At 60.5% G+C, this 22,056-nt stretch carries 24 protein-coding genes, 1 tRNA gene and 1 pseudogene; 9 read left to right on the forward strand and 17 right to left on the reverse strand.

The annotated features are described in order from the left end of the window. Nucleotides 1-6 precede the first annotated feature (6 nt). The 5 genes and pseudogenes from coaE to H663_RS28695 all read right to left on the reverse strand — a co-directional run bounded on the left by coaE (nucleotide 7) and on the right by H663_RS28695 (nucleotide 4,089). Nucleotides 7-624, reverse strand: coding sequence for a dephospho-CoA kinase (gene coaE, locus H663_RS28675; protein ID WP_053171747.1), 618 nt, complete (start codon nucleotides 622-624; stop codon nucleotides 7-9). Then, the gene (locus H663_RS28680; protein WP_053171749.1) at nucleotides 621-1,448 is read right to left on the reverse strand and encodes a prepilin peptidase; all 828 of its coding nucleotides are present in this window, start codon (nucleotides 1,446-1,448) and stop codon (nucleotides 621-623) included. Before H663_RS28680 ends, coaE begins: the two co-directional genes overlap by 4 nt. Before the next feature lies 1 nt (nucleotide 1,449). Continuing rightward, nucleotides 1,450-2,658: a type II secretion system F family protein gene (locus H663_RS28685; RefSeq protein ID WP_053171751.1), complete on the reverse strand. Its 1,209-nt coding sequence runs from the start codon at nucleotides 2,656-2,658 to the stop codon at nucleotides 1,450-1,452. Then, a pseudogene (locus H663_RS28690) lies at nucleotides 2,655-3,878 on the reverse strand (GspE/PulE family protein); the annotation flags it as partial. The pseudogene H663_RS28690 and the gene H663_RS28685, both read right to left, overlap by 4 nt. A gap of 134 nt (nucleotides 3,879-4,012) precedes the next feature. Beyond that, nucleotides 4,013-4,089, reverse strand: a tRNA-Pro gene (locus H663_RS28695). A gap of 164 nt (nucleotides 4,090-4,253) precedes the next feature. On the opposite strand from H663_RS28695, the gene H663_RS28700 reads away from it, so the two are divergent. Continuing rightward, nucleotides 4,254-4,748, forward strand: a complete 495-nt coding sequence (locus tag H663_RS28700) for a hypothetical protein (RefSeq protein WP_133239994.1) — start codon at nucleotides 4,254-4,256, stop codon at nucleotides 4,746-4,748. 111 nt (nucleotides 4,749-4,859) lie between these two features. Here the strand turns inward: H663_RS28700 and H663_RS28705 are convergent, their stop codons facing one another. Continuing rightward, the gene (locus H663_RS28705) at nucleotides 4,860-5,789 is read right to left on the reverse strand and encodes a polyprenyl synthetase family protein (RefSeq protein ID WP_053172142.1); all 930 of its coding nucleotides are present in this window, start codon (nucleotides 5,787-5,789) and stop codon (nucleotides 4,860-4,862) included. Nucleotides 5,790-6,051: 262 nt separating this feature from the next. Here H663_RS28705 and rplU point away from each other — a divergent pair, with 262 nt between their 5' ends. The 4 genes from rplU (at nucleotide 6,052) to proB (ending at nucleotide 9,056) form a co-directional block, all read left to right on the forward strand. Further along, nucleotides 6,052-6,363 (forward strand): 50S ribosomal protein L21, encoded by a 312-nt coding sequence (rplU, locus tag H663_RS28710; protein ID WP_053171757.1) that lies wholly within the window; start codon nucleotides 6,052-6,054, stop codon nucleotides 6,361-6,363. A gap of 12 nt (nucleotides 6,364-6,375) precedes the next feature. After that, on the forward strand, nucleotides 6,376-6,636 hold the full coding sequence (gene rpmA / locus H663_RS28715) for a 50S ribosomal protein L27 (RefSeq protein ID WP_053171758.1): 261 nt from the start codon (nucleotides 6,376-6,378) through the stop codon (nucleotides 6,634-6,636). A 104-nt stretch (nucleotides 6,637-6,740) separates the two neighbouring features. After that, nucleotides 6,741-7,865: an Obg family GTPase CgtA gene (cgtA, locus tag H663_RS28720; RefSeq protein WP_053171761.1), complete on the forward strand. Its 1,125-nt coding sequence runs from the start codon at nucleotides 6,741-6,743 to the stop codon at nucleotides 7,863-7,865. A 54-nt stretch (nucleotides 7,866-7,919) separates the two neighbouring features. After that, nucleotides 7,920-9,056 (forward strand): glutamate 5-kinase, encoded by a 1,137-nt coding sequence (proB, locus tag H663_RS28725; protein ID WP_053171763.1) that lies wholly within the window; start codon nucleotides 7,920-7,922, stop codon nucleotides 9,054-9,056. Nucleotides 9,057-9,093: 37 nt separating this feature from the next. Here the strand turns inward: proB and H663_RS28730 are convergent, their stop codons facing one another. After that, nucleotides 9,094-9,708, reverse strand: coding sequence for an RNA pyrophosphohydrolase (locus H663_RS28730; protein ID WP_053171765.1), 615 nt, complete (start codon nucleotides 9,706-9,708; stop codon nucleotides 9,094-9,096). Between the two features lie 99 nt (nucleotides 9,709-9,807). On the opposite strand from H663_RS28730, the gene H663_RS28735 reads away from it, so the two are divergent. After that, the gene (locus tag H663_RS28735) at nucleotides 9,808-11,553 is read left to right on the forward strand and encodes a proline--tRNA ligase (protein WP_053171767.1); all 1,746 of its coding nucleotides are present in this window, start codon (nucleotides 9,808-9,810) and stop codon (nucleotides 11,551-11,553) included. A 13-nt stretch (nucleotides 11,554-11,566) separates the two neighbouring features. Then, nucleotides 11,567-12,193: a lytic transglycosylase domain-containing protein gene (locus H663_RS28740; RefSeq protein WP_053171769.1), complete on the forward strand. Its 627-nt coding sequence runs from the start codon at nucleotides 11,567-11,569 to the stop codon at nucleotides 12,191-12,193. A gap of 62 nt (nucleotides 12,194-12,255) precedes the next feature. Here the strand turns inward: H663_RS28740 and grxD are convergent, their stop codons facing one another. The 6 genes from grxD to hemA all read right to left on the reverse strand — a co-directional run bounded on the left by grxD (nucleotide 12,256) and on the right by hemA (nucleotide 16,607). Further along, complete coding sequence (gene grxD, locus H663_RS28745; RefSeq protein ID WP_053171770.1) at nucleotides 12,256-12,579, reverse strand: Grx4 family monothiol glutaredoxin; 324 nt, start codon at nucleotides 12,577-12,579, stop codon at nucleotides 12,256-12,258. Between the two features lie 91 nt (nucleotides 12,580-12,670). Next, a complete protein-coding gene (locus H663_RS28750; RefSeq protein WP_053171773.1) occupies nucleotides 12,671-12,895 on the reverse strand; it encodes a BrnA antitoxin family protein in 225 nt (74 codons plus the stop codon). Between the two features lies 1 nt (nucleotide 12,896). After that, a complete protein-coding gene (locus tag H663_RS28755) occupies nucleotides 12,897-13,115 on the reverse strand; it encodes a BrnT family toxin (RefSeq protein ID WP_240620460.1) in 219 nt (72 codons plus the stop codon). A gap of 143 nt (nucleotides 13,116-13,258) precedes the next feature. Further along, on the reverse strand, nucleotides 13,259-14,128 hold the full coding sequence (gene prmC / locus H663_RS28760; protein ID WP_053171775.1) for a peptide chain release factor N(5)-glutamine methyltransferase: 870 nt from the start codon (nucleotides 14,126-14,128) through the stop codon (nucleotides 13,259-13,261). Then, nucleotides 14,128-15,216 carry a peptide chain release factor 1 gene (gene prfA / locus H663_RS28765; protein ID WP_053171777.1) on the reverse strand — a complete coding sequence of 363 codons (1,089 nt, stop codon included), beginning with the start codon at nucleotides 15,214-15,216 and terminating at the stop codon, nucleotides 14,128-14,130. The genes prmC and prfA overlap by 1 nt, the downstream gene beginning before the upstream one ends. 119 nt (nucleotides 15,217-15,335) lie before the next feature. Continuing rightward, a complete protein-coding gene (gene hemA / locus H663_RS28770) occupies nucleotides 15,336-16,607 on the reverse strand; it encodes a glutamyl-tRNA reductase (protein ID WP_053172144.1) in 1,272 nt (423 codons plus the stop codon). A 138-nt stretch (nucleotides 16,608-16,745) separates the two neighbouring features. On the opposite strand from hemA, the gene H663_RS28775 reads away from it, so the two are divergent. Further along, nucleotides 16,746-17,021, forward strand: a complete 276-nt coding sequence (locus H663_RS28775) for a hypothetical protein (RefSeq protein WP_053171778.1) — start codon at nucleotides 16,746-16,748, stop codon at nucleotides 17,019-17,021. Between the two features lie 273 nt (nucleotides 17,022-17,294). Next, nucleotides 17,295-18,209 (forward strand): Bug family tripartite tricarboxylate transporter substrate binding protein, encoded by a 915-nt coding sequence (locus tag H663_RS28780; protein ID WP_240620470.1) that lies wholly within the window; start codon nucleotides 17,295-17,297, stop codon nucleotides 18,207-18,209. A 254-nt stretch (nucleotides 18,210-18,463) separates the two neighbouring features. Here the strand turns inward: H663_RS28780 and ugpQ are convergent, their stop codons facing one another. From ugpQ to ugpA, 4 genes are read right to left on the reverse strand one after another with little or no spacing between them, the layout of a single operon-like run. After that, nucleotides 18,464-19,198, reverse strand: a complete 735-nt coding sequence (ugpQ, locus tag H663_RS28785; RefSeq protein WP_053171782.1) for a glycerophosphodiester phosphodiesterase — start codon at nucleotides 19,196-19,198, stop codon at nucleotides 18,464-18,466. Beyond that, nucleotides 19,195-20,226, reverse strand: a complete 1,032-nt coding sequence (gene ugpC / locus H663_RS28790) for a sn-glycerol-3-phosphate ABC transporter ATP-binding protein UgpC (protein ID WP_053171784.1) — start codon at nucleotides 20,224-20,226, stop codon at nucleotides 19,195-19,197. Before ugpC ends, ugpQ begins: the two co-directional genes overlap by 4 nt. A gap of 59 nt (nucleotides 20,227-20,285) precedes the next feature. After that, nucleotides 20,286-21,140: a sn-glycerol-3-phosphate ABC transporter permease UgpE gene (gene ugpE / locus H663_RS28795; protein ID WP_053171786.1), complete on the reverse strand. Its 855-nt coding sequence runs from the start codon at nucleotides 21,138-21,140 to the stop codon at nucleotides 20,286-20,288. A gap of 34 nt (nucleotides 21,141-21,174) precedes the next feature. Further along, the gene (gene ugpA / locus H663_RS28800) at nucleotides 21,175-22,056 is read right to left on the reverse strand and encodes a sn-glycerol-3-phosphate ABC transporter permease UgpA (protein ID WP_053171788.1); all 882 of its coding nucleotides are present in this window, start codon (nucleotides 22,054-22,056) and stop codon (nucleotides 21,175-21,177) included.

Here is a 22,056-nt window from a genome sequence, read left to right on the forward strand (position 1 = left end):
GGCCAATCATAGCCCGAAGTCTGCGGCCACTTGGGTGACCTGGACCTCTAATTCGATCAAGCTCAATGACTGGTTGAAGATGACCACATCGGCGTACGCCAGGCGCTGCTCACGGCGAGCCTGCAAGGCGATGATGCGGTCAATCTCATCCAGGGCCAGGCCGTTGCGGGCCATGACCCGCTGGCGCTGGGTGTCCGTGTCGCAATCGACCACCAGCACCTGGTCCACCTGGCGGCGCCAGCGGTCTCCGGATTCCACCAGCAGGGGCACATCAAACACCAGGCAGCGGCTGCCGCTGTGCAGCGCAGCTTGCACCTGTTCGGCCGTGATCAGGCTGACCAGTGGGTGGATGATGGCTTCGAGCTGGCGTTTGGCGTTGGGGTCTTTGAAAATAAGCGCCCGCATGGCTTGGCGGTCCATGGCACCGTCTGCCCCAATCATGGCGGCTCCAAAGGCCTGTGCAATGGGCGCAATGGCCAGTCCGCCGGGGGCGGTCACGCTGCGCGAGATGGCGTCTGCATCCATCACTGCAGCACCTCGGGCGGCCAGCATGCCTGCCACGGTGCTTTTGCCGCTGCCGATACCGCCGGTCAGGCCCAGGCGCCAAAGTCGTGAAGCGTTCATGTCATTCCCACATGCAAGATGGGCAGGGGGCCAAACACCATGACCCACAAGCCTGCCAATGCCAAAAACGGACCAAACGGGATATAGCCATCGCCAGCCAGGCGCTGCGTGATCCGCAGCCCCAAACCGACGATGGCACCACCTACCGAAGCGATCAGTACCAGCGAGACCAGCGCGGGCCAGCCAAACCAGGCCCCCAGCGCCGCCAGCAATTTGAAATCGCCTTGTCCCATGCCGTCTTTGCCGGTGAACAGTCTGAACAGCCAATACACCGACCACAAAAACAAGTAGCCTGCTGCCCCGCCCCACAGGGCGTCGTGCAGGGTCACGCCGCTTAGCCCCATGCTGGCGGCCAGCAAACCCGACCAGGTCAGGGGTTGGGTGAGGGCATCGGGCAGCAAGCTGGTGTCTGCATCAATGGCGGCCAATGCGACCAGGGCCGATGCAAAGCCTGCCCAGACTGCGGCCTGCAGACTGAGGCCGTGTGTGGCAAAGCTCCACACAAACAGCGCTGCCGTGAGCAGTTCAACCGCTGGATACCGCCAACCAATAGGGGCGCGGCACTGGCTACAGCGACCCCGCAGCACCAGATAGCTCAAAACGGGGATGTTTTCGTGCCATTTCAAGGCATGCCCGCAGTGAGGGCAGTGGGAGCTGGGGGTAGCGATGTTGTAGCGGGCAGCGGGCTGCGGCATATCGTCTGTTTCGGCTTGCCATTGCGCCTCCAGCATGCGTGGCAGGCGGTGAATGACCACGTTCAGGAAACTGCCGATGGCCAAGCCGAGCGCAGCGGCCAGCAGCATCACCAGGCTGTCAGGGCTCATGTCAAAACACCTGACCGAGACGGAAGATGGGCAGATACATGGCCACCAGGATGCCCCCTATCAAGCCCCCCAGCACCACGATGATCAGGGGCTCCAGCATGCTGGACAGGCCGTTCACACGGTCATCGAGTTCGGACTCCATCAGGCCACCGGCCCGCGCTAACAAATTTTCCATGGCTCCTGTCTCTTCTCCGGTTGCACACAACTGCACGATCATGGGCTGAAAACGCCCCGTTTGGGCCATGGCCTCACTCAATCCGCTGCCCTGGGCCACGCGACGCTGTACTTGCAGCGTGGCGCGTTCAAAGACCGAATGATCGCATGCCTGTGCCACGGGCCCCAATGCTTCGGCCAAGGGGACACCTGCCGCCAGCAAAGCCGACAAGGTTTGCGCCCAGCGCGCCACCACGGCACTGCGAATGAGCGCACCCAGCAGCGGCCAGTGCAGCAGCCAGCGGTCCAGCCAGAGCTTGAATTGCACGGCCTTGGCGGTGTGCCGTTGCCAAAGCCAGATCCCCAGCAACAGGGAGGCCAAGGCAAATGGCCCTGAGGCGCTCAAACCCCTGCTCAGGGTCACCACAACTTGTGTGGGCCAGGGCAAATCGGCGCCAAAAGACTTGAAAACATCCTCAAAGACAGGCACCACAAACACCAGGATCAACACCAGCACCGCCACGGCCACCCCCAAGACGATGCACGGATACATCAGCGCGGAGCGCACACGCGACCGCACGGCTTCATTCTTTTCCAGCGTGTTGGCCAGGCGCTCCATCATGGTGTCCAGAATGCCCGCAGACTCGCCCGCTTGCACCATGCTGATGTAGAGCGCCGAAAAGTATTGCGGGTGGCGCGCCAGTGCTGCATGCAAAGCCGTACCCGACGTCACATCGTTTTCAATAGACACGATCAGCTCTCTGAGCAGCGTTGAAGTCAGGCTGCGAGAGAGCATGTGCAGCGCCTGCATCAAGGGCACGCCTGCCCGCAGCAAGGCAGCCAATTGCCGCGTCATCTGGGCCATCTCGCGCGTGCTGACTTTGGGGGTGCTGTACCACCACAAACGCTGCAATTGAATGTGTGTGATGCCTTGCCTGCGCAGCTGGGCTCGCGCCAGTTCGGCGTTGAGCGCTTTGATTTGCCCCTGCGCAGGCTGGTCTTGTCGGTCCCGGCCTTTCCAGGCAAAGGTGGGATGGCGGCGGTTGCCGGTGCTCATGCGCCGTCCCGTGTGGCGGCCAGCACTTCCTCCAGGGACGTGACGCCTTGCAAGACTTTGCGCAAACCCGCCTGGCGCAAGGTGGACACCCCCTCTCGCTGTGCTTGCAGGGCCAGTTCCTGACTGCCTGCGTCGCGCAAGACCAGGTTTTGCATCTCCGCGCTGACCGGCATGACCTGAAAAATGCCTGTGCGCCCAGCAAAACCTTTGTGGCATTGATCGCAGCCGACGGGGCCATAAACCGTCACGCTGTCGCTGCTGAGCAGGTCTTGCGGCAGCCCTGCCTGCAACAGAACCGAGGAGGGCAGCTGCACACTTTGCTTGCAATGGGGGCACAAACAGCGCACCAGCCGCTGGGCGGTGATCAAAGTCACGCTGGCCGCAATGTTGTAAGACGCCGTGCCCATGTTGCGAAGGCGCACCAAGGTGCTGGGCGCATCGTTGGTGTGCAGCGTCGAGAGCACCAGATGTCCCGTCTGCGCCGCCTGAATCGCGATGTTGGCAGTCTCCAGGTCGCGCACCTCCCCAACCATCAAAATGTCCGGGTCTTGCCGCAAAAAAGCCCGCAATGCCACGGCAAAGCTCAGTCCTGGCTTGTCCTGCACATTGACCTGATTGATGCCCTGAAGCTGGATTTCGCAGGGGTCTTCGACCGTGGCGATGTTCACCTCGGCGGTGTTCAGCAAATTCAGACAGGCGTAAAGTGACTGCGTCTTGCCGGAACCCGTGGGGCCGGTGACCAGCACCATGCCGTGCGGGTGGCGAATGGCCTGCGTCAACCGGGCCAAATCGGCCGGTTCATACCCCAGCCGGTTCAGGTCCAGTTGGGCCTGTGCAGAGTCCAGCACCCGGATCACCAATTTCTCGCCGAACAGTGTGGGCAAAGTGCTGACGCGCAAATCCAGCTCACGGCCATCGGGCATGTGCAGCTTCATGCGCCCGTCTTGCGGCAAGCGCTTTTCCGCAATGTCCAGGCGTGAAAGCACTTTGATGCGCGAAGACAAACGGTCCTTGAGCACCAGATGTGGGGTGGCCATTTCCCGCAGCTCTCCATCAATGCGCATGCGGACGCGGTAGTGGTGCTCGTAGGGCTCGAAATGCAGATCGGACGCCTTCATGGCCACCGCTTGCTCCAGCAATTGCTGCACATAGTTCACCACCGGCGCATCCTCGATGGCCCCGATCTTCGCCTTGTTGATCGCACTGTCCAGCATGACGTCTCCTGATAATTGATGAATACCTTTGTATTCGTATCATGGGCTGTCCCTGGCGGTTTGTAAATGGACGCATCAGTCAGGCCAGGCAAGAAAAAAGCCGCAGACGGTGTTCAGTCAGCGGCTTTTTGGCGGTGATGTGGTCGGGGTGAGAGGATTCGAACCTCCGGCCTCTACGTCCCGAACGTAGCGCTCTACCAGGCTAAGCTACACCCCGCAGTGAAGCGGGAAAAATTCTAGCAAAACCGCAGGCAGTCTCAATGAGTGCTCTTTGGATGAAAAAGGCGTGGTTTTATCCCTACATGGAGAGTTTGACCTCTCTGAGTGTGTTGCTATTGATGATTTTTCTAATGAAAATGGAAAAATCAACAAATGGAGCACTTGCTGATGAAAAAAATTCTCAAAAATACCGTTTGGGGTGGGGTTCTTGCATTGATTGGAGGGCTGGCGAGCGCAGATGTCACTCAGGACAAAGCATACGTGGGCCTTGTCTGGACGCTGGAAAATTCATCGTTCATGCCCGATGCGGTGGTGGGTTTGCGCCATGCCAAGACCACAGCGGGCGCAGATGTGTCGGGCTACGATGTCTCTGCCCGCTTCAAGCTGGGTGGAACGTTGACGTTTGACAGCGTTCGCGCGGTGTATCTCGATGGCAAGCGCACATCACAGTGGCAGGCTGGTTTGGGCTACTCTGCAAAGCATCAGTCAGCATTTGGAACAGTCGGCACCAGCGCCGAGTACTTGAAGTTGGGGCTGGACTATTTGGTCAAGCCTGCAAAATTCGATGCATTTGTCGAACTCAATACGCTGGAAAAACCTGCTGAGGTTAAGTCGGAGCCTGTGCCTGTGGTTCAGCCTGCTCTTGGACCGGGTTGAACAGTTGAAGCTTTAACCCTGTCACCAAAGCCAACTTGAAGCTGGCTTTTATTCAAGCTGTGGTTTGATTAAGGCTTGGCCCGCTCGCACGCGTGTCACTGTGTTTTCCGCTCAGTTTCTGCGATTGAGCAGCTGCGAGGCGAGCAACACCATGGCCTGGCGGTAAGTGTTGTCGGGCAGTTGCATGGCTGCCTCGATGGCGCGTTGTGCTTCGGCTGCTGCGGCGTCGCGGGTGGCGTCCAAGGCACCGGTTTCGCGCACGATGCTGACAATGTCGTGCAACTTGTCCACGCTGCCGGTTTCAATGGCTTCGCGCACCGTCTGGCTTTGCTTGGGCGTGCCGCGTTGCATGGCCAGGATCAGAGGCAAGGTGGCTTTGCCTTCGCGCAGGTCATCGCCCAGGTTTTTGCCCATTTCGGCGGCGTTGCCGTCGTAGTCCAGCACATCGTCAATGACCTGAAAGGCCGTGCCCAGGGCTTGGCCATATTCTGCGCAGGCGGCCTCAATGGGGGCGGGGCTGCCCGCCAAAATGGCACCCAGGCGCGAACTGGCTTCAAACAGCTTGGCCGTTTTGGAGCGGATCACGCGCAAATAGCCTTCTTCGTCGAGAGAGGCGTCGTGCATGTTCATGAGTTGAAGCACTTCGCCTTCAGCGATCACGTTGGTGGCATCGGCCAGGGTCTGCATGACGCGCATGCTGCCTGCGTCCACCATCATCTGGAAAGCGCGGGAATACAAAAAGTCGCCCACCAGCACGCTGGCCGGGTTGCCAAAGTTTTCATTGGCGGTGGGGCGGCCGCGTCGCAGCGTGGACTCGTCGACCACGTCGTCGTGCAGCAAGGTGGCGGTGTGGATGAATTCGACCACCGCAGCCAGGTTGTGGCGTTGTGTCTCCTGGTAGCCCAAAGCCCCGCAACTGAGCAGCAGCAGCACGGGCCGCAGGCGTTTGCCACCTGCCGAAATGATGTAGCGCGCTACTTCGCCAACCAAAGGCACACCGGAGTCCAGGCGATGGGCAATGACACGATCAACCTCGGCCATGTCGGGTGCCACCAGTGCAAGAACGGCGGCGGTGCTGTTTTCGGAGGCAGGCAACTTGGAGTTCCGGAGAATGTAGGTTCCCCAGGCATACTGGGTTCAAAAATGACAAAAAACTCAGCGCATTATAGGGACTGACCCTGGACCTGCCGGCCGCGCCGGGGATTGATGGACGCGTGAACATTGAACCGCGTGCCGTTGCATGCTAGAATCTTCGGTTCCTTGGGGATCAGCCCTTGGAAACTTCCATTCAAAGAGGTCATTTATGTACGCGGTCATAAAAACCGGTGGCAAACAGTATCGTGTTGTCGCTGGCGAAAAAATTAAAGTAGAACAGATTGCTGCGGACGTTGGCCAGGAAATCGTGATTGATCAAGTTCTCGCAGTCGGCAACGGCGCAGATCTGAAGATCGGCACGCCCCTGGTGTCCGGCGCCACAGTCAAAGCCACTGTGGTGGCTCATGGCAAGCACGACAAAGTGCACATCTTCAAGATGCGCCGTCGCAAGCACTATCAGAAACGTCAGGGTCACCGTCAGCAGTTCACCGAACTGCAAATCGGTGCGATCGCTGCCTGAGGAGAATAGGTCATGGCACAGAAAAAAGGCGGCGGCTCTACGCGCAACGGTCGTGATTCCAAGCCAAAAATGCTCGGCGTCAAGGCTTTCGGTGGTGAACTGATCAGCGCTGGCGCGATCATCGTTCGTCAACGTGGCACCAAGTTCCATGCAGGCAACAATGTCGGCATCGGCAAGGACCACACCCTGTTTGCTTTGGTTGACGGCCATGTGTCGTTTGCCACCAAAGGTGCACTGAGCAAACACACAGTGAACGTGACACCGGCTGTTTAAGCCTGTCCCGCGCATTGCGAAGAGGAGCCCCGCCAGCCGGGGCTTTTCGCATTATGGTTCGTCTTGTTTTTGCATGACGGACCCCACGCTACACTGGAAAACTCATGAAGTTCGTTGACGAAGCCTATATTGACATCTCCGCAGGTGACGGCGGGAACGGCTGCGTCTCGTTCCGCCATGAAAAGTACAAGGAATTCGGTGGTCCCAACGGGGGCGATGGCGGGCGGGGTGGGCATGTGTTTGCCTTTGCCGACATCAACCTCAACACCTTGGTCGATTACCGTTATTCGCGCCGGCACGAAGCCAAGCGCGGCCAACACGGCATGGGCTCCGACATGTTCGGCGCAGCAGGCGACGACGTCACCCTCAAAATGCCGGTGGGAACCATCATCACTGACGCTGAAACTGGCGAAGTGCTCTACGAATTGCTGGTGCCGGGCGAGACCATCATGATCGCCAAGGGCGGTGACGGTGGTTTTGGCAATATGCGCTTCAAAAGCGCGATCAACCGTGCGCCGCGCCAAAAAACGCCGGGCTGGCTCGGTGAAAAGAAAGAGCTCAAGCTCGAGTTGAAGGTGCTGGCCGATGTGGGTCTGCTGGGCATGCCCAATGCGGGCAAGTCCACCTTCATCGCGGCGGTGTCCAACGCTCGCCCCAAGATTGCCGACTACCCCTTCACCACTTTGCACCCCAATCTGGGCGTGGTCCGTGTAGGCCCAGAGCAAAGCTTTGTGGTGGCCGATGTGCCGGGTTTGATCGAAGGCGCGTCTGAAGGCGCAGGCCTGGGGCATTTGTTTTTGCGCCATTTGCAGCGCACCCGTTTGCTGCTGCATGTGGTGGACTTTGCGCCGTTTGACGAGAACGTCGACCCGGTGCAGCAGGCCAAAGCCATTGTGGCCGAGCTGAAAAAATACGACCCGGGCCTGTACAACAAGCCGCGCTGGCTGGTGCTCAACAAGCTGGACATGGTGCCGGCCGAGGAGCGCGAAGCACGGGTGAAGGATTTCATCAAACGCATGCGCTACAAAGGGCCGGTTTTCCAGATTTCGGCCCTGACCCGCGAAGGCTGCGAGCCGCTGATCAAGGAAATCTACAAGCACATCCGTGCGCAGCAAATCATCGAGCAAGGCGTGGTGGACATCGATCCCCGCTTCAAAGAGCAAGACAAGCCCCAAGAGCCCGATGCCGATGATCCGCGCTTCAAGCCGCTGCCTTCCGACGCCGATTGATTCGGTGGCCTGCGCCGAAAATGGCGACCCCTTGTCTACCCTAAACACCGCAGCATGACCTCTGTAGCCGTTTCCACTCTCCTGCGCGATGCCCGTCGCATCGTCGTCAAAGTCGGCTCCAGCCTGGTGACCAACGAAGGCCGGGGGCTGGACGAGGCCGCCATTGGCGAGTGGTGCCGTCAAATGGCCTTGCTCAGTGCCCAAGGCAAGGAAGTGGTCATGGTCTCCAGCGGTGCGATTGCTGAAGGCATGAAGCGCTTGGGCTGGACCACCCGCCCAAGCGAAGTCCCTGCCTTGCAAGCTGCCGCAGCCGTGGGCCAGATGGGTTTGGCGCAGATGTACGAAACCAAGCTGCGTGAAAACGGCATGGGCAGCGCCCAGGTCTTGCTCACGCATGCCGATCTGGCCGACCGCGAGCGCTACCTCAACGCCCGCTCGACTTTGCTCACCTTGTTGCAGCACAGGGTGTTGCCCGTCATCAACGAAAACGACACGGTGGTCAACGACGAGATCAAGTTTGGCGACAACGACACCTTGGGCGCTTTGGTGGCCAACCTGATCGAAGCCGATCTGTTGGTCATACTGACCGATCAAAAAGGTTTGTACACCGCCGACCCGCGCAAAGACCCAGCAGCCACGTTTGTGCACGAGGCCCGTGCAGGTGATCCGGCACTGGAAGCCATGGCCGGTGGCGCGGGCTCCAGCATTGGTAAGGGGGGCATGATCACCAAAATCCTCGCAGCCAAGCGAGCAGCGGGTTCGGGTGCGTCCACCGTCATCGCTTGGGGGCGCGAGCCCGATGCCTTGCTTCGTCTCTGTCAGGGAGACAACATGGGTACTTTGCTGGTGGCCCAGACGGCCAAGCAGCAAGCGCGCAAACAATGGATGGCCGACCATCTGCAAATGCGAGGCTCGGTCACGGTGGATGCTGGTGCAGCCCACAAAGTGCTGACCGAAGGCAAGAGCCTGCTGCCCATTGGCATGACGGGTGTGGCGGGTGATTTTTCACGCGGCGATGTCATCGCTATCCGGGATGAGCAAGGCGCAGAAATTGCCCGGGGCCTGGCCAATTACGCCAGCGCAGAGGCCCGTTTGCTGTGCCGCAAGCCTTCGCACGAGTACGAGTCACTGCTGGGCTACACCGCAGAGCCTGAAATGGTGCACCGAGACAACCTGATATTGCGCCGCTGAATGCGCAGGGGCCTTTAGGGCTACCTGCCTGTGCACCTCATCCTTGCGGATTGGGGTCAAAGCTGGCCCCAGGCGGCAGCTCCATGTGCATCGGTGGCTGCATGTCCAGGTGGGTTTCTTGCTCCATGCCATCGCGTGATGCTCTGCTACCGCCACGCAGGTAGCGGTTTTGTCGGTCATGACGCGGCAGGAAGCGTGCCAACTCGGTCAGTGCCATTTCATAGACGCCGCGCTTGAACTCCACCACCACATCGAGCGGGACCCAATAGTCATTCCAACGCCAGGCGTCAAACTCGGGGTGGTCTGTGGCGCGCAAATTCAGGTGGTGGTCGTGGGTGACCATCTGCAACAGGAACCAGATTTGTTTCTGGCCTTTGTAAAAACCGCGAGCATCCCTTCGGATGAAGCGGTCTGGCACTTCATAGCGCAACCAGTCACGGGTTCGGGCCACGATGCGCACATGCTCCGGGTGGAGCCCCACTTCTTCATGCAGTTCTCTGAACATCGCCTGCTCGGGACTTTCGCCCCGGTCGATGCCGCCTTGCGGAAACTGCCAGCTGTGGGTTCTGATGCGCTTGCCCCAGAAAACCTGGTTTCTCTGGTTGAGCAGAATGATGCCGACGTTCGGCCTAAAGCCTTCACGGTCAAGCATAATCAACCCCAAATTTTTAAATTGTGTCCATTATGCACGCCGCATCGGCGCTGGCTCTTGGATGTTTCCCTGATACCCCTGTTTAGTAAGCGTGCCGCGATGAAAGCTTCTCAATTCCTGATCTCCACCCTCAAAGAAGCGCCGGCCGACGCGGAAGTGGTCAGCCACAAGCTGATGACCCGCGCGGGCATGATCAAGAAGCTCGGCGCAGGCATCTACAACTACATGCCCATGGGCTTGCGCGTGATCCGCAAGGTCGAAGCCATCGTGCGCGAAGAGATGAACCGCGCAGGTGCCATCGAGATGACCATGCCCGTGGTGCAGCCTGCCGAGCTGTGGCAGGAAACCGGTCGTTTTGAGAAGATGGGCCCGGAACTTTTGCGCATCAAGGACCGCCACGGCCGCGACTTCGTGATCCAGCCGACCAGCGAAGAGGTCGTGACCGACGTGGTGCGCCAGGAAGTACGCAGCTACAAGCAGCTGCCCAAAAACTTCTACCAAATCCAGACCAAATTCCGCGATGAGCGCCGCCCCCGCTTTGGCCTGATGCGTGGGCGCGAATTCACCATGAAAGACGCCTACAGCTTTGACCGTGACGTGGCCAGCGCCAAGGCCAGCTACCAGGTCATGGCCGGGGCTTACCGCAAGATCTTTGACCGCTTTGGTCTGACCTACCGCGCCGTGGCCGCCGACAGCGGCGCCATCGGGGGCGACCTGAGCGAAGAGTTCCAGGTGATCGCCGCCACCGGTGAAGACGCCATCGTGTATTGCCCGACCAGCAGTTACGCCGCCAACATGGAAAAAGCCGAGGCCCTGGCCCCCAGCCAGCCACGCGGTGCAGCCACGCAAGCCCTGACCAAGACGGCCACGCCCGGCAAGAGCACCTGCGAAGACGTGGCCTCCTTGCTGAACGTGCCGCTGTCCACCACCGTTAAATCCTTGGTTCTGGCCACAGACACCCTGAACGATCATGGCGAGATCGTCAAATCCCAAGTCTGGCTCTTGCTGCTGCGCGGGGACCACGACATGAACGAAGTCAAGGTCGGCAAACTGCCCGGCATGGAAGGCGGATTCCGTTTTGCCACCCTGACCGAAATCGAAGACCACTTTGGTTGCAAGCCGGGTTACCTCGGCCCCCTGAATCTGAAAAAGCCCGTGCACCTGGTGGCCGACCGCGACGTGGCCGTCATGACCGACTGGATCTGCGGTGCCAACGAAGAAGACTTTCACATCACCGGCGTCAACTGGGGCCGCGACCTGCCCGAGCCTGCCTTGGTGGCCGACATCCGCAACGTGGTCGCGGGCGACCAGTCGCCCGACGGCCAGGGCGAGTTGGCCATTGAGCGCGGCATCGAAGTGGGCCATGTGTTCTACCTGGGCACCAAATACTCCAAGGCCATGAACGCCACCTTCCTGGACGAAACCGGCAAGCCCCAGTTTCTGGAAATGGGCTGCTACGGCATTGGCATCACCCGCCTGCCCGCCGCCGCCATCGAGCAAAACCATGACGAGCGCGGCATCATCTGGCCCGACGCCATTGCGCCGTTCACCGTGGTGATTTGCCCCATCGGCATGGACCGCAGCGAAGCCGTCAAGCAGGAGGCCGAGCGCATCTACACCGCATTGCTGGCCGACGGTGTCGATGTCATCTTGGACGACCGAGGCGAGCGCCCCGGTGCCATGTTTGCTGACTGGGAGCTGATCGGTGTGCCGCACCGCATCACGATTGGCGACAAGAGACTCAAAGACGGCCAAGTCGAGTACCAACACCGCCGCGATGCCGAATCGAGCAAAGTGGCCGTGGCCGATATTCTGGGCCACCTCAAGGGGCGTTTGGCCCCCTGAGCCGCACGCGCCCATGACGCGCCCGGTCTTGCACAGCCGTCGGGTTTGTTTGCTCAGCCTGTGCGGGGCCCTGTTGCCCTCCGGGCTGGCGCACGCGGGGCGGCAAATCGAAGAGCCGCTGTCGCATGCCGTGCGCTCGGCTCTCAGCGCTGCGGTTGCGGCGGCAGCACCCCCTGAACCCCTGTTGCCCACCGCCTCAGACCAACAGAGCTATGCGCAGTGGCAAACGGCCAGCAGCCTACGCCTGTCGCGCTACAAAAAACACCCCACCGAGCGGCAAGAGTTTTTACAAACACTTTGGTACGAAGCCCGTAGGGCAGGCCTGCCCCTGTCACTGGTGCTGGGCGTGGTGCAGGTCGAAAGCGCGTTTCGCAAATACGCCATTTCCAGTGCCGGTGCACGCGGCTACATGCAGGTCATGCCGTTTTGGGCGCGGCTGATTGGTGACGGCGATGACAGTCGATTGTTCCACATGCAAACCAACCTGCGCTTTGGTTGCGTCATCCTGCGTCACTTGCTGGACCGGGAGCGGGGTGACCTGTTCATGGGGCTGGGCCGCTACAACGGCAGCCGGGGGCAAGCGGCCTACCCACAAGCGGTTCTGTCGGCGCAGCGCTTGTGGATGCATCCAGCCGATTGAAGCGCAAAAAAGCCACCCGAAGGTGGCTTTGGAGGGGTTGAGCCCTCGTGTGAGGCGACTGATCAGGCCTGACCGTTGATCACTTGCTGAAGTTCGCCCGATTCGTACATTTCCATCATGATGTCCGAGCCGCCGATGAATTCGCCTTTGACGTAGAGCTGGGGGATGGTGGGCCAGTTGCTGTACTCCTTGATGCCTTGGCGGATTTCGGCGTCGTCCAGCACGTTCACGGTCTTGACGGTCTTGGGGTCCACGCCGACGGCTTTGAGGATCTGGATGGCGCGGCCGGAAAAGCCGCACATGGGGAAGCTGGCGCTGCCCTTCATGAACAGGGTGATCTCGTTGCCTTTGACGAGTTCGTCGATGCGTTGCTGGGTGTCGCTCATGGTGTTGCTCCAAATGGGGTCGGTGTCGAATGGGGTGAATTATCCCTCTGATTGAAAACCTGCATGTCGATGTGGATGACCGGCTGTTTGTTCAAACCGATTGAGGCCACTTGATCTGAATTTTGCGGTGATTGGCCAAACAGTCGCGCAGGTACAAATTGATGAGGCTTTGGTAGGGCATGCCCGCTTCTTCAGCCATGCCTTTGAAGTAAACCACGACATCTTCGGAAAGCCGCATGGTGACGGATTTCTTGAGTTTGGACGCATAGGGATTTTTGCGGGAGGGCAACTTGGAGAGATCGTATTCAGCTTTCATATCAGCCTCCTGGGTAAAAAGCGCGTTCGCGAGGGGTTGCTTTGCGAGCGGAAATGATGCGGATCACGCCGCCTTGTTCACGTTCACAGTGACAAACGATGAGCAATCTGGCTTGCGAGCTCATACCCAGCATCAGAAATCGCTCTTCAACCGATGAGTGATCTTCATCGAAAAATTGCACTGCCAACTCGTCATAAAAAAACGGATTGGGCTTCTTCAAAAGAAACCTGGTGCTTTTTGAGGTTGGTCGCCGCTTTGGGCGGGTCCCATTCAAACTTGATCGTGCATACATTGTATGGATCGATAGGACAGTGTCAAATTCCCATGAACTCCCATGAACTCCCATGAAGTCCCATGAAGTCCTTACACCGCCAGCTGTCCGCCCGTGCAGCGCTCAATGCCGCCCAGATCGCGGCGCGACTGCACCTGCTCAAACCCGGCCTCGCGCAGCAGGGCCTGCACTGGGGCCGCCTGGTCCCAGCCGTGTTCGAGCAGCAGCCAGCCGCCTGGGGCCAGACAGGCAGGGGCTTGGGCGATGATTTGGCGGATGTCATTCAGGCCGTCGGGGCCGCTGGTCAGGGCCTGCAGGGGCTCGTGCGTGAGGGCGGCCAGGTGCGGGTCGCCATCGGCCACATAAGGGGGGTTGGAGACAATGAGGTCAAAGCGGCCCGTGTGTTGAACATCCTCCGCGCTCAGCCAGTCACTGGCGATGAATTGCACGCCCAGCTGCAAGCGGGCGGCATTGGCGCGGGCCACGGCCAGGGCGTCTTCGCTGGCGTCCACGGCCCACACGGTGGCATCGGGTCGGGCGTGTTGCAGCGCCAGGGCCACCGCGCCGCTGCCCGTGCCCAGGTCGAGAATGCGGGGCGAACCATGGAAGGGCGAGGGTGCGGGTGTGGATTCAGGCAGGCAATCCAGAGCCCATTCCACCAGGGTTTCGGTGTCGGGGCGCGGGTCTAGCACGCGGGCATCCACGGCCAACGTCAGGCCAAAAAAGTCCTTGCGCCCGGTGATGTAGGCCACGGGCTCACCCTGCAAGCGGCGCTTGAGCGCGTCTTGCCAGGCGGCTGCTTGCGCTGGCGTCAAGGTGTCGCTGTCGTGGGCCAGCAGCCAGGCGCGGTCGTGCAGTGGGCGTTGCAGGCTGTGCAGCAGCAAGATCTGCGCGTCTACCCGGGCGACACCCAGGGTTTGGGCTTGGCGCAGACATTCGGCCACGGTCGCAGGGGTGTGCATCAGGCGGTGGCTCCAATTTCCAGCGCGGCCAGCTGTTCGGCGGCTTCGTAGCTTTGCAAGGCGTGGACCACGTCCTGCAAATCGCCTTCCATGATGGTCAGCAGCTTGTACAGCGTCAGGTTGATGCGGTGGTCACTCAGACGGCCTTGCGGAAAGTTGTAGGTGCGAATGCGGTCGCTGCGGTCGCCGCTGCCGATCAAGCTTTTGCGCTCGGCCGCGTCTTTGGCGGCGCGTTCGGCCCGGTCTTTTTCCTGAATACGGGCTGTCAGCACCTTCAGGGCCTGGGCCTTGTTGCTGTGCTGGCTGCGGCCGTCCTGGCATTCGGCCACGATGCCGGTGGGCAAGTGGGTGATGCGCACCGCCGAGTCGGTTTTGTTGATGTGTTGCCCGCCCGCACCGCTGGCGCGGTAGGTGTCGATCCGCAAGTCCGACGGGTTGATCTTGATGGCTTCGGCTTCGTCCGGCTCGGCCAGCACCGCCACGGTGCAGGCGCTGGTGTGGATGCGGCCTTGGGTTTCTGTGGCGGGCACGCGCTGCACCCGGTGACCGCCCGACTCGAACTTGAGTGCCCCGTAAACCTGGTCGCCGTCGATGCGCACCACGACTTCTTTGTAGCCACCCAGCTCGCTCACCGATTCGGAGACGATCTCGCACCGCCAGCCCTGGCTTTCGGCGTAGCGCGTGTACATGCGCAGCAGGGCCCCTGCAAACAGGGCCGATTCGTCGCCCCCGGTGCCAGCGCGGATTTCGACAAAAGCCGGGCGGGCGTCGTCTGGGTCTTTGGGCAGCAGCATGCGCTGCAACTCGGCTTCCAGGCTTTGCAACTCGGCGCTGGCGCTGGCCGCTTCTTCTTCGGCCATTTCGCGCATGTCTTCCTCATCCAGCATGGCTTGCGCGGCGGCCAGGTCGGCGCTGCGCTGCTGAAAGCGGGCAAAGCGCGAGGCCACAGCGCTGACCTCGGCATGTTCGCGCGAGAGCTTCAGGAACTGCGTCATGTCGGCCATGATGTCTTCGCGGGACAGCAAAAAGTCCAGCTCGGTCAAGCGCAGGGCGTAGCGTTCGAGTTGTTGGATGAGGAAAGGTTTCATGCGAGCGGGATCGGTTGGGAGCTTCAATGGCGACGCTTGCCCTGTGTCAGTGCAGAAGCTGCATGCTGTGTGCCAAGCGAGTGGGGTGGAGCGCAAGCCCCGACCTGAGATGTGAGCCGCTAACGCTCTTTGCGCAAAAACACGCGCTGCACCGTGTGCATGGTCTGCTCGCGGTGTTCCGGGGCAGCGCCGCGCAGTTCGGCCAAAGCGCCGTGCAACATTTTCTGCGTCAGTCCTTTGGACAATGCCTCCATCACGGCGATCGGGTCGTCGCCCCGGGCCAGCAGTTTTCGCGCCCGGGCCAGTTCGGCTTCGCGCCAGGCGTCGGCCTGGTTTTGCAGTTGCTGGATCAGGGGAACTGCATCGCGCTGACCCAGCCAGTGACTGAAACTTTGCACCCCGGCATTGATGATGATTTCGGCATCGGCCACCGCTGCTTGGCGCTGCGCCTGTCCGGCTTGCACCACGCTGGCCAAGTCGTCCACGGTGTAGAGGTACACATCTTCCAAGGACTTGACTTCGGGCTCGATGTCACGCGGCACGGCCAAGTCGACCATGAACATGGGACGGTATTTGCGTTTTTTAAGTGCCCGTTCCACCGCGCCCAAGCCGATCAAGGGCAGGGTACTGGCGGTGCAACTGATGACCGCATCGAATTCGTGCAGCCGCTCTGGCAGATCGGCCAAGGGCATCACTTCGGCGCCAAATCGGCTGGCCAGGAGTTCACCCCGGTCCAAGCTGCGGTTGGCAATGGCCATGCTCTTGGGTTGTTTGGCAGCAAAGTGGGTCGCCACCAACTCATTCATTTCCCCGGCCCCGACAAACAGGATGCGGATGTCCTTGAGGTCTTCAAACAATTGGCTGGCCAGTCGCACCGAGGCGGCAGCCATGCTGATGGAGTGGGCACCAATTTCGGTGGAACTGCGCACCTCTTTGGCCACGGCAAAACTGCGCTGAAAAAGTTGGTTCAGGGTGATCCCCAAAGCCCCGGCTTGTTCGGCGGCACGCACTGCGTCTTTGAGTTGGCCCAGGATTTGAGCTTCACCCAGCACCATGGAGTCCAGGCCGCTGGCCACACGAAAGGCGTGGCGGGCCGCTTCATTGCCTTCCAGCACATAGGTGTGGGCAAGCAGTTCAGCAGCGCTCACGCCACCGGTTTGGGCCAGCCAGTGCAGTGTGTCCTTGGTGGCGGCCTGGTCGGCAGCGCAATAAATTTCGGTGCGGTTGCAGGTTGACAAGATGGCCGCTTCGGGTTCTTGTGAGATGCGTTGGGACAGGTCTCGGCGCAGACCCTGCAAGGTGGGCACCAATTTGTCGACGGCGAAGGCAAACCGACCGCGCAGATCCAGCGGAGCGGTGGTGTGGTTCAAACCGAGGGTCCATACAGCCATGAAGGTCATTATAGGCACGATATGTCAACTTTGCTTGACACAATGTGTGGGAGCCAAAATTGACGAGCCTTTGAAGGCACAATTTGAGGCTTCGAAAGTGGGCAATCGTGCCTTTGCACCCAAACACAACGAGTTCTCATGACATTTTGGCAATTGATGCTGCATTTTTTAGGCTTTGTCATGCCCGCCTTGGCCATGGCCGTGGTCATGCCTTTGGCCGGGCGATGGGTCATGGGGCCGGGTGGGCAAACCTTGCGACGCAAAATGGCACTGCACGCCTTGAGTGGGGTGTTGGTGTTGGTGGTCGGCGTGTGGGTGCAGGGGCATGATGGAAAAATGAACACTTACATCGCCTTGGTGCTCACCGCTGCAACGCTGGAATGGGTTTTGAACAAAGCCTGGAGGCGTCATTGAATCACGTGCACAGGCTTTTCGGGGCCAATTTTTAACAATTGATCAGGCACGCTGAAGTTTGAAATGTGTGAGACATGTCATCTCGTAGGTCGGCACTCGAAGAGTCCGACGTTTGGCCGCTTCGGCACAGGCCCATGTCGGGGTCTTCGACCACCGACCTACAAGATCTTTGGGAATTGAAAACTTCACAGGGCCGAATCCATAGGAATCCGCATGACACGAACCAAAAAACGCACCTTCAAGCTCATCGTTTCGCTTGGCTTGGCCGCAGCCATGGCCAGTGCCTGGGCCTTTCCGAGCAAACCGATCCGGGTGGTGATGGGTTTCCCTGCAGGCGGGCCGCTGGACCAGCACGCCCGATTGCTGACTGACCGGCTGCAGGCCCAGCTCGGACAGCCCATCATCATGGACTACAAGGCTGGCGCAGGCGGCACCGTGGGCGCACAAGAAGTCATGCGCGCCGCGCCCGATGGCCACACCCTCATGTTGGCCAACACCGGCGTGATGGTCATCAACCCGGCGCTTTACAGCAAACTGCCCTACAACACGCTCAAGGACTTTGTGCCCGTGGCCCGCACTGCCATGCAACCGCTGGCCTTGCTGGTCAACCCCAAAGTGCCCGCCAACACCCTGCAGGAGTTTGTGGCCTATGCCAAAGCACGGCCTGGGCAGATCAACTACGGCTCTGCGGGCAATGGCGGCAGCAGCCACTTGGTGCCCGAGATGTTCAAGGTGGCCACCGGCCTGTTCATGGTGCACATCCCCTACCGGGGCAGCGCCCCCGCCTTCACCGACCTGATGGCGGGGCAAGTTCAGTTCATGGCCGAGAGCATTCCGCAAGCCGCCCAGTATCACAAGCAAGGCAAAGTGCGGGCAGTGGCCGTGACCAGCCGCGAGCGCAATCCGGCCTTGCCCGATATCCCCACCGTGATGGAAACCGGCATCAAAAACTTCGAAGTGGTGGGCTTTTATGGCTTTTTGGCCCCGGCAGGCACACCCAAAGACGTGGTCAACAAGCTCAGCGACGCGTTCAAGTCCGTGATGAACCAGCCCGACATCCGCCAACGCATGGTGGCGCAAGGGGCTGATCCGGCGTATTTGGGGGCCGATGACTTTGCGAAATTCCTGACAACCGAGATGCCGCGCTGGGCGGCGGTGGTTCAGAAATCGGGGGCCAAGCTCGATTGAGGCAGTAGCTCCGCGGCGTTTCTGATGGAGTGCTTGTAGGTCGGTACTCGAAGAGTCCGACATCTGTCGCAAGTCATAGGGCGCGGTACATCCAGGCCTTGGTGCTTTGTGAAAAAACGTCGGGGTCTTGGACCGCCGACCTCCGCGATACCCTCAACCCCGTCTGGAGGGTTAGGCAAAGCCAAGCACCCACAGGACAACTGAAGCGCTGATGTTGCTGGTCAGGGCTCGGCGTGTCCGATATCTTTGTCACATCACGCAGGGCTGAACACATCCACCCGGTCGGTGATGATGCCGTCGGTGCCCAGCGCCAGCAGGTGCTGGGCGGCCCAGTCGTCGTTGACGGTGTAGCTCAGGCAGCGCATGCCTGCGCCGTGAACCTGGGCCACGGTGCTGGCGTCCCACAAGGCGTAATTGGCCACCACGGCCACACACTGAAGCGCCAGGGCTTTTTCAAGCCAACCCTCCCACAGCGTGTCGACCAGCAAGCCACGGGGCAATTCGGGGGCGGTTAGTTGCGCAGCGGCCAGGGCCTCGGGTTTGAACGAGGTCAAAAGCGGTGGCACCTCGGTCCCTTGCCACAGCTGTGCCGCCAGGCGGGCCACAGCTTCGCCTGTGGCCGCTTCGGTGCCAGGGGTGGGCTTGATCTCGATGTTGAGCAGGTAACGGTTGGCCAGGCAAAAACGGGCCAGCGCTTCGAGGGTGGGCAAGGGTTCGCCTGCGTAAGCGCGTGAATGCCAGCCGCCCGCATCCAGTTGCGACAGGGCGTGCCAAGCAAGATCGCCGCCAATGCCGTGGCCGTTGGTGGTGCGCTCCAGGGTGGCGTCGTGCATCAAGAACACCACACCCTCGGCGCTGAGTTTGGCGTCGCATTCAAACATGCGGTAGCCGTGCGCCGCGCCCAGCCGGAAGGCGGCCAGGGTGTTTTCGGGGGCGAGTTTGCCAGCGCCCCGATGGGCGATCCAGCGCGGGTAGGGCCAGTGGGTCATGGTGCTGATGGGGCGATGCGTTTTTGGGTTTGCGCGTCAAACCAGTGCACGCGGTCGGCGCGGGGGGTGGCGTGGAAGGTGCTGCCCGGATGAGGCGGCGTGATCGACTCGTCCAGCCGCAATGTGAGGATTTCTTGCCCTAAGCGGGCGTGCACCAAGCGCTCGGCGCCCAGCAGTTCCACGGTGTCAGCGCTCAAGGCCCAGCTGTTCGGGCTGGGTGAGGGCGAGATGTCGAGGTGCTCAGGGCGGATGCCCATGATCTGACCGGTGGGTGTGCCTGGCGCGCTTTTGAGCAGGTTCATGGGTGGCGAGCCGATGAAGCTGGCCACAAAGGTGCTGGCCGGGCGGTTGTAGACCTCTTCGGGCGTGCCGAACTGCTCCATGTGGCCGCCGTTCATCACGATCATGCGCTGGGCCAGCGTCATGGCTTCGACCTGGTCGTGCGTCACGAACAAGCTGGTGATGCCCAACTCGCGGTGCAGTTTTTGAATCTCCAGCCGGGTCTGGGCGCGCAGCTTGGCGTCCAGATTCGACAGTGGCTCGTCAAACAAAAACACCTGCGGCTGGCGCACGATGGCGCGGCCCATGGCCACGCGCTGGCGCTGGCCGCCCGACAGCTCGCGGGGCTTGCGTTGCAGCAGGTGAGAGAGTTCCAGAATGCCAGCGGCCTTGTCTACCCGCGCTTTGATCTCTTCGGTCGGGCGCTTGGCGATCTTCAGGCCATAGGCCATGTTGTCGAACACGCTCATGTGCGGGTACAGCGCGTAGTTCTGAAACACCATGGCGATGTCGCGCTCGGCCGGTTCCAGGTCATTCACCACGCGGTCGCCAATCGAAATGGTGCCGCCCGAAATGTCTTCCAGGCCCGCCACCATGCGCAGCAAGGTGGATTTGCCGCAGCCCGACGGCCCGACGATGACGACAAATTCGCCGTCGGCAATGCTGGCGCTCAGGTCGTGGATGACGGTGTTGCCCTTGGCACCAGTGCCGTAGGTTTTGAGGAGGTGGGAGAGGGTGATGGCAGCCATATGTTTTTTGATCAGACGGGGACAGAGCAATGATTTGCATGGGTCTGTCCCCGGCGTATTTATTTCTCAGTATCAACCAGTCCTTTGACGAACCATTTTTGCATCAGGACCACGACCAGCGCGGGGGGCAGCATGGCCAGAATGGCCGCAGCCATGACCACGTTCCATTCGGTCCAGGATTCGCCCGAAATCAGGCGTTTGATGCCCAGCACCACCGGGTACATGTCTTCGTTGGTGGTCACCAGCAGGGGCCACAGGTATTGGTTCCAGCCATAGATGAACTGGATCACAAACAGCGCCGCGATGTTGGTGGACGACAGGGGCAGCAGCACGTCCTTGAAAAATCGCATCGGCCCTGCCCCGTCCATGCGGGCGGCTTCCACCAGCTCGTCGGGAATGGTCAGGAAAAACTGTCGGAACAAAAAGGTAGCCGTGGCAGACGCGATCAAGGGCACCGTCAGGCCCGCAAAGCTGTTGAGCATGCCCAGTCCGGCCACCACTTCATAGGTCGGGCTGATGCGCACCTCCACGGGCAGCATCAGGGTGACAAAAATCATCCAGAACACCAGGTTGCGCAGTGGAAAGCGGAAATACACGATGGCAAAGGCCGACAGCAGCGAAATCGCGATCTTGCCAATGGCGATGCCCAGGGCGCTGATCAGGCTGACCTGCATCATGGGCCACATGGCGGGCAGCGGGCTGCCTTGCGAGTTGGGGCCACCAAACAGCGTCAGGCGGTAGGTTTCCCAAAAATGACTGCCCGGCACCAGCGACATGGGCACGCTTTGGTTGATCTGCTGGGCGGTTTGGGTGGAGCCGACCAAGGTCAGGTACAGCGGAAAGGCCACGATGGCCACGCCGAGCAGCAAGATGACATGCCGCAGGATTTGCAGGCCGGGGCGTCGTTCGATCATGACCGGCCTCTGAAGTGAATGGGTGGGCGCAACATCAGTACTGCACTTTCTTTTCGACAAACTTGAATTGCAAGACCGTGAGCGAGACCACGATCACCATCAACACCACCGATTGCGCGGCCGAGCTGCCCATGTCCAGCGCCTTGAATCCGTCGTAATAGACCTTGTAGACCAGGATGGCCGTGTCCTTGCCAGGTCCGCCGTGGGTGGTGGCGTCCACGATGGCGAAGGTGTCAAAGAAGGCATAGACGATGTTAATGACCAGTAAAAAGAAGGTGGTGGGCGACAAGAGCGGGAACACGATGGTCCAAAAGCGCCGCCAGGGGCTGGCACCATCAATGGCCGCTGCCTCGATCAGCGACTTGGGGATGGACTGCAGGCCCGCCAGAAAAAACAGGAAGTTGTAGGAAATCTGCTTCCACACCGCCGCCATCACGATCAGCGCCATGGCGTGGTTGGGGTTGAGCAGGTGGTTCCATTCAATGCCCATGGCCCGAAGCGCGTAGCCCACTACGCCCATGGGCGAAGCAAACATGAACAGCCACAACACGCCCGCGACCACCGGGGCTACGGCGTAAGGCCAGATCAGCAGGGTTTTGTAAAGGCCCGCGCCGCGCCCGACCCGGTCGGCCATGACGGCCAACAGCAGCGAGACCGAGAGGCCCGTGACTGCCACCAAAAGTGAAAACACGGCGGTGGTCTTGAACGAATCCAGGTAGCCGCTGTCGTTCCACAAGCGGGAAAAGTTCTCCAGCCCCACAAATTCGCGGGACGCACCAAAGGCGTCTTCTTGCAAAACGCTTTGGTACAGAGCCTGCCCGGCAGGCCAGAAAAAGAAAACCAGCACGATGCTCAGCTGTGGCGCAATCAGCAGCCAGGGCAGCCAGCGGGATTTGAAGCGGACGCGTTTTTCCAT

Origin of the sequence: Limnohabitans planktonicus II-D5 (assembly GCF_001270065.2) — a bacterium.
Lineage (GTDB): Bacteria > Pseudomonadota > Gammaproteobacteria > Burkholderiales > Burkholderiaceae_C > Limnohabitans_A > Limnohabitans_A planktonicus.